Here is a 10,115-nt window from a genome sequence, read left to right as displayed (position 1 = left end):
CTCGAGACTTGCGCTTCGCGCGGCGCTTCGAGGCCGAAACGGCGAGACGGGCCTCAACCCTTTCAGGTGTCTCGTAAGACTCGACGCAGCGGGGTGGCGGCGGCATTCGAGGCTCGGAGAGGTGTGGGCGCAACGCCGGAGGGCGGGGAATCTGGCTGTCGCGGGGACTGCCGAGCGCTCGCATGCAGCCATCCGGCCGGGCGCTGTACGCTGTACATATTCGGACGATACGGGCGCCTCGGTGGTCGATTCGGAGGGTTCGGGGGATCCGGTTTCTTGTTGCCGGACGCGCTTGCGCTCGCTCAGCAGGGGCTCGGGCGAAAATTTCCCAGAAAATTCCTGGTAGGGCGGCCGGGCGGTAGCCGGCAGGCCGATCCGAAGTGTGGTTATCGCGCCGCAACTCCCGTCGGGGCTCGAAAAGTCGCTGATGGCAGGCTGTTTCGTGGGTAGGGGGGTGCAGGTCGCAGTTACGGCAAGCCGGGATGCGGGCGGGTCGGCAAGGGGGCGATACCGGGTCCGATTCATGCCCTGACCTGGGGGGTGGGTTCGCAATCCGGGGGCGTCGTGGGTACGGTCGCTGAGACTGCCGGGTAGTTCGGCAGGTTTTGATGCAGGAATGATGAGACGGAGGAACCGTGGCCCTTCCCCAGCTGACTGATGAGCAGCGCGCCGCTGCTCTGGAGAAGGCGGCTGCCGCTCGCCGTGAGCGGGCAGAGCTCAAGGATCGCCTGAAGCGCGGCGGCACCGATCTGAAAGAGGTCCTCGGTCAGGCCGAGACCAATGAGATCATCGGCAAGATGAAGGTGCGCGCACTGCTGGAAGCCCTGCCCAAGGTCGGCAAGGTGAAGGCCGAGGAGATCATGAACGAGCTCGAGATCGCGCCGACCCGCCGGCTGCGCGGTCTCGGTGACCGGCAGCGCAAGGCGCTGCTCGCCAAATTCGATCTCGGCGCCTGACACCCTCGGTGATCGAGAACATGACGAAGGGTCGGCTGGTTGTACTGGTCGGCCCCTCGGCCGTGGGCAAGTCCACCGTGGTGCGATGTGTCCGCGAACGGCTGCCGGAACTGGTTTTCAGCGTCTCGGCGACGACACGGGACCCGCGTCCCGGTGAAGTCGACGGTCGCGACTACCGGTTCGTCAGCCGGGCCGAGTTCGACGCGATGATCTCCTCCGGCGATCTGCTCGAATGGGCGGATATCCACGGTGGACTACAGCGGTCCGGTACGCCGGCCGCGCCGGTGCGCGCCGCTCTGGCGGAGGGGCTGCCGGTACTCATCGAGGTCGACCTCGAAGGAGCGCGGTCGATCCGGCGGGTGATGCCGGAAGCCGTGCTGGTGTTCCTCGCGCCGCCCAGCTGGGAGGAACTGGTGGACCGGCTGCGCAGCCGCGGCACCGAATCGCCGGAGGTCATCGAACGCCGCCTGGCGACGGCGCGGGTGGAACTGGCCGCACGTGACGAGTTCGACACTGTGATCGTGAACGACACCGTGACCAGCGCCTGCGCGCAGTTGGTATCGTTGTTCGTCAGCACGAATTCCAATTCGTAGCCAGTTGCGCGGTCGCAGATCCGCCGCGCAGCCGAGCCACCGACCCCGCAGGAGCTTCCTCAGTGAGCAGTACGGATACCGCTACGCCCGCCTACGACACCCCGGTCGGCCTCACCAATCCGCCGATCGACGAGCTGCTCGACCGCACCTCGTCCAAGTACAGCCTGGTGATCTACGCGGCCAAACGGGCCCGTCAGATCAACGACTACTACAACCAGCTGGGTGACGGCATCCTCGAGTACGTCGGCCCGCTGGTGGAGCCGCTGCCGCAGGAGAAGCCGCTCTCGGTGGCGATGCGGGAAATCCACAGCGATCTGCTCGAACACACCGAAGGCGAATGACCGCCGGCCGGTGATGGGCCGATAGGGCAGGAGGCGCGCTATGGCGCGGGTAGTTGTCGGGGTGGGCGGCGGAATCGCCGCGTACAAGGCGTGCGCGCTGGTGCGGCGGTTCACCGAGACCGGCCATACCGTCCGGGTGATCCCCACCGAGGCGGCACTGCAGTTCGTGGGCACGGCGACCTTCGAGGCGCTGTCCGGCCATCCCGTGCACACCGGGGTCTTCTCGGATGTGCCGGAGGTCCCGCATGTGCGGCTGGGCCAGGAGGCGGAACTCGTCGTCATCGCGCCCGCCACCGCGGACCTCATGGCGCGGGCCGCGCACGGCCGCGCCGACGATCTGCTCACCGCGACCCTGCTCACGGCCCGATGTCCCGTGCTGTTCGCGCCCGCCATGCACACCGAGATGTGGGAGCACGCGGCGACGGTCGCGAATGTGGCGGCTCTGCGCGCGCACGGCGCCACCGTGATGGAGCCCGCGTCCGGCCGGCTCACCGGTACCGATACCGGTCCGGGCCGGCTTCCCGAACCCGAGGAGATCTTCGGTCTCGCGTCGCTGCTGCTCGAACGCGCCGACGCGATTCCGCGGGACCTGGTGGGCCGGCGCGTGGTGATCACCGCGGGCGGCACCCGGGAGCCGCTGGATCCGGTTCGTTTCCTCGGCAACCGCAGCTCGGGTAAGCAGGGCTACGCGCTCGCCAGGGTCGCCGCCCAGCGTGGTGCCCAGGTCACGCTCATCGCCGGCAACACCATCGAGATGGCGCCGCCGGCCGCGGTCGAGCTCGTCCACATCACCACGGCCGAGCAGCTCAAAACCGCGGTCGACAAGCACGCGGTCGGCGCGGACGCGGTGATCATGGCCGCCGCGGTCGCCGATTTCCGGCCCGCCACGGTGGCCGCCGCCAAGATCAAGAAGGGCAAGGACGAGCCCGACACCATCGCCCTGGCCAAGAACGAGGACATCCTCGCCGGTCTGGTCCAGGAGCGTCGGGAGGGCCGGTTGCCCGGAACGGCCATCGTCGGATTCGCCGCCGAGACCGGCGACGCGGACGGCGATGTGATCACCCACGCGCGCGCCAAACTGGCGCGGAAGGGCTGCGATCTGCTGGTGGTGAACGCGGTGGGCGACGGTAAGGCGTTCGAGGTCGACACCAACGACGGCTGGCTGCTGCGCGCGGACGGCAGTGAACAGGCGCTCGACCACGGCTCGAAGGCGCTGCTGGCCAGTCGCGTCCTCGACGCGCTGGGTCCGCTGCTGAGCTGAGTCACGAAACCCGCCGAACCGCGGGTTCCACTTCGTCGGCCACGGCCGTGCCGGACGCGAGAGACACCCGTCGAGGGTGCGGACGCGATACCATCCAGCCCGCTCGGGGGCGTGCGGTCACGCACGATCGGAAGCCCGTCCAGGTTGGTGTCCGAAACCCCAATTACGCCGCCCGTTCTAATAGTCTGAAGTCCAGGGGCGTGACCGGAGCCGTGCGCTACGGTCCCTCCGGACACGAGTAACCGTTGAGGAAGAGGGAAACTGTGCGCACGTCCGGAAGCCGGCTATTCACCAGTGAGTCCGTGACCGAGGGTCATCCGGACAAGATCTGTGACGCCATCAGCGATTCCATCCTCGACTCACTTCTGGCGCAGGACCCCCGCAGCCGGGTCGCCGTGGAAACCATGGTGACCACCGGCCAGGTCCACGTGGCCGGAGAGGTCACCACCGAGGCCTACGCGGATATCCCGCATATCGTCCGGGAGAAGATCCTCGAGATCGGATACGACTCCTCGGCGAAGGGGTTCGACGGGAACTCCTGCGGGGTCAACATCGCGATCGGCGCGCAGTCGCCCGATATCGCCCAGGGTGTCGACACCTCGCACGAGGTGCGGGTCGGCGGCTCCGACGACGAGATCGAACAGCAGGGCGCCGGCGACCAGGGCCTGATGTTCGGTTACGCCAATACCGACACTCCCGAGCTCATGCCGCTGCCGATCGCGCTGGCCCACCGCCTCTCGCGCAAGCTCACCGAGGTCCGCAAGACCGGGGTGCTGCCGTATCTGCGCCCCGACGGCAAAACCCAGGTCACCATCGAATACGACGGTGACAAGGCGGTCCGGCTGGACACCGTGGTCGTATCCACTCAGCACGCGGCCGATATCGATCTGGACAATCTGCTGACCCCCGACATCCGCGAGAAGGTCGTCGACGCGGTACTGGCCGATATCGCGATCCCCGATCTGGACATCTCCGATATCCGCCTGCTGGTGAACCCCACCGGCAAGTTCGTGCTCGGCGGTCCGATGGGTGATGCCGGACTGACCGGTCGCAAGATCATCGTCGACACCTACGGCGGTATGGCCCGGCACGGTGGCGGCGCGTTCTCCGGCAAGGACCCCTCGAAGGTCGACCGCTCGGCCGCCTACGCCATGCGCTGGGTCGCCAAGAACGTGGTCGCCGCCGGTCTGGCGGACCGGGTCGAGGTGCAGGTGGCGTACGCGATCGGCAAATCGGCGCCGGTCGGGCTGTTCGTGGAGACCTTCGGCACCGAGAGGGTCGATCCGGCCCAGATCTCGTCGGCGATCACCGAGGTGTTCGATCTGCGCCCGGGCGCGATCATCCGCGACCTGGACCTGCTGCGCCCGATCTACGCGCCGACCGCCGCCTACGGCCATTTCGGCCGCACCGATATCGATCTGCCCTGGGAGCGCACCGACCGCGCGGACAAGCTGCGCGCCGCCGCCGGACTGTAAGTCCCACGTCCCGCGTGGATCGACCGCCCACCGACACCCCCGCCGACCCCGCGTCGGTGGGGGTGTCGGCCGAGTCGGGGCCGCCGCGCCGCCGGGGCGCTCGGGCGAAGAAGGCCGCCACTCCGGACCCGGTGCCGGTCGAGAACCCGATCGCCCGGGTGCTGCCGCTGCTCACTCCCGCGCACCTGGACCGCGATTTCGACTATCTGGTGCCCCCGGAGCTCGACGATACGGCCCGTCCGGGTGTCCGCGTGCGGGTCCGGTTCGCGGGGCGGTTGGTGGACGGTTACCTGCTGTCCCGGCACGCCGAATCAGACCATCCGGGCAAACTGGTCCGGCTGGAGCGGGTGGTGTCCGCCGAACAGGTGCTCACCCCGGAAATACTGCGCCTCGCGACGACCGTGGCGACGCGGTGCGCCGGCACCCGTGCCGATGTGCTGCGGCTGGCGATCCCGCCGCGGCATGCGCGGGTGGAGAACGGGGGACCGGCGAAGAAGAGCGCGGACGCGGACGGCCCGACGGTGGCTACAACCGGTGCGGCGGCGTCCGGGACCGCGGGGACGGACCCGGAGGCGCGGCCGGGCGGGAACAACGGGCCGGGTACGGACGCTCGGACGCAGGCGGAGGCCGGGATGGGGCCGGGTGCGGACGCCGGTGTGCGTGTCGGCGCGGGGTCGGGAGTGAACATCGGGTCGGGGGCAGACACCGGGCCGGGTAGGGACTTCGGGCCGGGTGTGGATGCGGGGTCGGGTGCGGCGATCGGGCCGGGTGTGGAGCCTGGGCCGGAGACGGAGATGGGGCCGGGCACGGAGGCTGGGCCGGATACCGAGATGGGGCCGGACACGGACGCTCGAACCCGTGCGGACGCCGGGACGAGGCCGGGCGTCGGATCGGGTGCGGGCGTCGGAGCGCGTGTCGCTGGCTCGGGTGTGGATATCGGGCCGGGCACGGTCCACGGAAGGAGCGCCGGCCACGACGCGGGTACGTCCACCGAGGTGAGTGGGCCGCCTCGGGTCGGTCGGACGGGCGGTTCCGGCGATGCGGCGGTGCCGTTGCGTGTGGTCGAGGCGCCCGGCGCCGCGGCGGCATCGGGAGAGCCCGGCGGTTCGCCGGTTCACGACCCGGATACCGCCGGCGCCGGGCCGCGGGCGGCGGACCACTCGGATGCGGCAGGTCGCGCGGCGCCGAGCCCGGGAGTGGACCTCGGCGGCTGGCGCCGGTACCGGCACGGGGACGCCTTCGTGACCGCACTCGCGTCCCGCCGGGGTCCGCGGGCGGCGTGGCAGGCCCTACCGGGAGAGGACTGGGCGCGGCGATTGGCCGAGCTCGCGGCGGTGGTGGTCGCGGACGGTCGCAGTGCGATCCTGATGGTCCCCGATCAGCGCGATCTCGATCGGGTGTTGCGCGAATGCGAACGGCTGGTGGGTGATGCGGCCGTCGGACTGTCGGCAGGGCTGGGGCCGGCGGCCAGGTACCGGCGGTGGCTGGCCGTCCTCCGGGGCACCGCGCGCGTGGTGGTGGGCACCCGCAGCGCGGTTTTCGCGCCCGCCGTGGATCTGGGGCTGGTCGCGATCTGGGACGACGGTGACGACACCTACGCCGAACCCCGCGCCCCCTACCCCCACGCGCGGGAGGTCGCGATGCTGCGCGCCCACGATACCAGCGCCGCCTTCGTAGCGGCCGGGTTCGCCCGCACCGCCGAGATACAGGCCGTCGTGGAAACGGGATGGGCCCACGACCTGCTCGCCGACCGGGCGACCGTACGGGCCGCCGCGCCGCGGATCAGCGCCCCGGGGGACAGCGACGCCGCGCTCGAACGTGATCCGATGGCACGTGCGATCCGGATCCCGGCCGCCGCCTTCGCCGCGGCCCGCAAGGCGCTGGCCGTGGGGTCCGGCGTGCTGGTACAGGTGCCGCGCCGCGGGTACGTTCCGGCGCTCGCCTGTACGAAATGCCGCAATCCCGCCCGGTGCCGCCGCTGTGTGGGACCGCTGTCGTTGCCCGGGTCGGAGCGGTCCGCCGGTGACCCGGGGGCGGCGCACAGTCCGGTCTGCCGCTGGTGCGGGCGCACCGAGGCGGCGTTCCGCTGCCCGGCCTGTGGGGGCCGGGTCTTACGCGCCGTGGTCATCGGCGCGGCGCGGACCGCCGAGGAACTCGGCAGGGCGTTTCCCGGGGTGCCGATCCGCGGGTCCAGCGGCGCGGCGGTACTGGACACGGTGCCGCCCGGGCCCCAGGTCGTGGTGGCCACTGTCGGGGCCGAACCGTCGCTCGCCGGTGGTTACGGGGTAGGGCTGCTGCTGGACGGCTGGGCGCTGCTCGGCCGCGCCGATCTGCGCGCCGCCGAGGACGCGTTGCGCCGTTGGCTGAGCGCGGCGGCCCTGGTGCGGTCCGACGGTGAGGTGCTGGTGATGGCCGATCCGGCCGTGCCCACTGTGCAGGCGCTGTTGCGCTGGGACCCGGCCGGTCACGCGGCCGCCGAATTGGCGCAGCGGACCGAGGTCGGTTTTCCGCCGGCGGTGCGGATGGCGGCGGTCGACGGTACTCCGGACGGAATCGCCGGTCTGCTCGCGGCCGCCGAACTCCCGGCGGAGGTGGAGATACTGGGCCCGGTGCCGTTACCGGCCGCCGCGCGGTTGCCCTCCGGTGCCCGCGGTGACGGCGACGACCTGGAGGTCGAACGGGTCCTCCTGCGTACGCCGCGGGCACGTGGCGCGGCGCTGACGCGGGCGCTCACGGCCGCCCAGGCGGTCCGGAGCAGTCAGCGGACGGAAACGTTGCCCCGGATCCAGATAGACCCGCTGGAAATCGGCTGACCCGCCCGGGCGGCATACCGTGAGGACAGGCTGCCGCCTCGTGTCGGGCGAGACCCGCGGGACAGCGACGATACCCGGAAGCGGCAGCGCGGCCGGCTCCTCGGCCCCGCAACCGGATCGGTCTCCTCGGCCGGACCCTGTGCGCCGGCTTCCGTCGGCATCGCCGGGTGTCCTTCCGGGCAGCGACTCGCCCGGCACGGCGGTTCGCGTTCGGCGCGTTCGGCCCGGCCTGCGACTCGCCCACGGCCGCCGCTGTCATCGCCCGCTGTCATCGCCCGGTGTCTCGGCTCTACGGTGGCCGATACCGGCGACCAAGTGCCAAGGGCCGCCGCGGCACACCTCGGGGTTTACCGACACATCCCATTCGCCGACGCGGTCGAGTCCCCCGGCGCGGCCCGGATCCCGGCCTCGCCTCGAACCGGTCGGCCGCGCCGTCCGGGGTCTCGTGACAATCAGGGAATCAATCCCCAAGGGGTTGCGTTGGATAGATTGTCGATATATCGTCGATGCTATACAAACCGATCGAGTGGCTCAGGAGGCTGCTATGGAAAGCATCGAGAACGCAGAATTTCGCAAAGGCCGCGGGCGTCGTGGGCGTGGGCCCCGGCCGGGTGGTTTCGGTCCCGGCGGGCCGTTCCGGCACGGTGGCCCGCCCGGATTCGGTCCGGGGTTCGGCGGGGACTTCGGTTCCGGGTTCGGACCCGGGTTCGGTCCCGGTTTCGGCCCAGGATTCGGGCGTGGGCGCGGCCGGGGTGGCCGGGGGCGGCGCGGTGACGTACGGGCGGCCATCCTGCTGCTGCTCGCCGAGCGGCCCATGCACGGCTACGAGCTGATCCAGCAGATTCGCGAACGCAGTGACGACCTCTGGCGCCCCAGTCCGGGCTCCATCTACCCGGCACTGTCCCAGCTGGAGGACGAGGGTCTGATCACCATCGAGAAGGTGGCCGGCCGTAAGACCGCCCAACTGACCGAGACGGGTACGAGCCATGTCGCGGAGAACCGGGCAGAGCTCGGCGACCCGTGGGCCGAGGTCAAGGAAGGGGTCGGCGCGCACACCAGCGATCTGCGGGCGCTGATCGGTCCGCTGATGGGCGCGGTGGCGCAGGTGGCGGCTGCGGGCACACCGGAGCAGGCGGCCAAGGCGGCCGACGTGCTCACGGAGGCGCGGAAAGCGTTGTACCGCATCCTCGCCGGAGACGAGGACTCCGGAAAGTAACGGGGTGATCAAAACCTCCGGCTCCGGTTTTCCGCCGAGCCGGCAGGGGAGAAGATTGTGGTGTGAAACAATTTCGATGGCCGATGGGGCGGGACGGTTCACAAATCGGCAGGCGTGTCCTGCGGACGATGACCGTGGCTGTCGCACTGGCTGGGTCGGTGCTCCTCCCCACGGTGGAGAGCACCGCCCAGCCGGCCGGTTACCTTCCCGCGTCGATCCCCACGGACCAGGCGCCACCGCAACCCGACCAGCTGGGGGCGGTGCTCTATATGAAGTCCCATCCGGACGCGGCGCCCCGCGGTACCAACGATTTCGGATGTGTCCCGGACGCGGCCCATCCGCGACCGGTGATCCTCGCGCACGGCACCGACGCGAGCGCCTACACGGACTGGTCGGTCATCGGGCCGCAGCTCGCGGACCACGGATTCTGTGTCTTCGCGCTGAACTACGGCGGTAAGCCGGGTGCCGGTACCTACGGCACCGAGGACATCGTGCTCAGCGCCTACCAGATCGCCCAGTTCGTCGACGAGGTCCGCGCCGCGACAGGAGCCCGGCAGGTCGATCTCGTCGGTTTCTCCCAGGGCGCCAATGTGACCCGCTACTACATCAACAAACTCGGTGGCGCGCCCGTCGTCGGTAACTGGGTCGGCCTGGCCTCACCCACCTACGGCGGGGTGCTGTACGGCCTGGTCCCGATCGCCGAGCAGCTCCCGGGCGCGATGGACCTGGCGACCCGGGTGGTCTCCGTAGCGGCGGTCCAGCAGGTGCAGGATTCGCCGTTCATGCGGGAACTCAACGAGGGCGGCGATACCGTGCCGGGGGTGCGCTACACCACGGTCGGCAGCCGGGTCGACGAAGTGATCCAGCCCTTCGGCAACATCGCGCTGCGCGGCCCGGGCGCACACAACATCGTCCTGCAGGACCGTTGCCCGGTCGATCTCACCGGCCATTTCCACATGGTCTACGACCCGTATGTGTTCCAGTTGCTGTTCGAGACCCTCGACCCGGCACACGCCCCCGAACCGGTATGTGTACCCGTACCGCTGGGTACCGGCATCCCCCAGGTGATCATCGGCGGAAACATCTGATGCCGGTCGACGGGGCTGTGGGGCGGGGCCCATGGCTCCGGCCGCCGGAGCCGACCGTCGGGAGTGGACGCGAGGTATGCGCGGCGCCTCGACCGGCCCGAGTGGGTCCATGGCGCTGTCTCGATCGGCCGGAGCGGGTCCATGGCGCTGTAGGTGCTCGATGATCGACGGTCCCCGGCCGGCCGCACCTCGCGCACGCCCGATCCGACGCGTGGGCCGGCCACCCGGCGTGAGCGGAAGGTACGCGCGGACGCCCTGAGCACGGCCGTGGCGGGCTACCTAGTGCCTCGTCCAGATAGGTTGCGGTTGTAATCCGAGTGTCGGTTTGATCGTCTGGTCGCCGACGGCGATGCTGCCGGTGGAGGTGTTGTC

Annotated in this window: 8 protein-coding genes; all 8 read left to right on the top strand. The window is 70.5% G+C overall.

The genetic code is table 11. The features are described from left to right. The first annotated feature begins 635 nt into the window (after positions 1-635). The 8 genes from mihF (at position 636) to ABZV91_RS30995 (ending at position 9,743) form a co-directional block, all read left to right on the top strand. Positions 636-956 (top strand): integration host factor, actinobacterial type, encoded by a 321-nt coding sequence (gene mihF, locus ABZV91_RS31030; RefSeq protein WP_039825551.1) that lies wholly within the window; start codon positions 636-638, stop codon positions 954-956. A 20-nt stretch (positions 957-976) separates the two neighbouring features. Beyond that, the gene (gene gmk / locus ABZV91_RS31025; protein ID WP_063126823.1) at positions 977-1,549 is read left to right on the top strand and encodes a guanylate kinase; all 573 of its coding nucleotides are present in this window, start codon (positions 977-979) and stop codon (positions 1,547-1,549) included. A gap of 62 nt (positions 1,550-1,611) precedes the next feature. Beyond that, positions 1,612-1,890 (top strand): DNA-directed RNA polymerase subunit omega, encoded by a 279-nt coding sequence (gene rpoZ / locus ABZV91_RS31020; protein ID WP_030521475.1) that lies wholly within the window; start codon positions 1,612-1,614, stop codon positions 1,888-1,890. Between the two features lie 40 nt (positions 1,891-1,930). Then, the gene (coaBC, locus tag ABZV91_RS31015) at positions 1,931-3,151 is read left to right on the top strand and encodes a bifunctional phosphopantothenoylcysteine decarboxylase/phosphopantothenate--cysteine ligase CoaBC (RefSeq protein ID WP_039825549.1); all 1,221 of its coding nucleotides are present in this window, start codon (positions 1,931-1,933) and stop codon (positions 3,149-3,151) included. Between the two features lie 263 nt (positions 3,152-3,414). Next, positions 3,415-4,626, top strand: coding sequence for a methionine adenosyltransferase (gene metK, locus ABZV91_RS31010; protein WP_355249290.1), 1,212 nt, complete (start codon positions 3,415-3,417; stop codon positions 4,624-4,626). Positions 4,627-4,757: 131 nt separating this feature from the next. Further along, entirely contained in the window at positions 4,758-7,439 is a 2,682-nt protein-coding gene (locus tag ABZV91_RS31005) for a primosomal protein N' (protein ID WP_355249292.1), read from the top strand. Between the two features lie 553 nt (positions 7,440-7,992). After that, entirely contained in the window at positions 7,993-8,655 is a 663-nt protein-coding gene (locus ABZV91_RS31000) for a PadR family transcriptional regulator (protein ID WP_355249291.1), read from the top strand. 128 nt (positions 8,656-8,783) lie between these two features. Next, positions 8,784-9,743 carry an alpha/beta fold hydrolase gene (locus ABZV91_RS30995; protein WP_355249289.1) on the top strand — a complete coding sequence of 320 codons (960 nt, stop codon included), beginning with the start codon at positions 8,784-8,786 and terminating at the stop codon, positions 9,741-9,743. The last annotated feature ends 372 nt before the right edge of the window (positions 9,744-10,115 follow it).

The sequence above is a fragment of the Nocardia sp. NPDC004568 genome (assembly GCF_040609955.1).
In the GTDB taxonomy this organism is placed as follows: Bacteria; Actinomycetota; Actinomycetes; order Mycobacteriales; family Mycobacteriaceae; genus Nocardia.
Note: the sequence above shows the minus strand (reverse complement) of the source record. Positions and strands in the feature narration are given on the sequence as shown.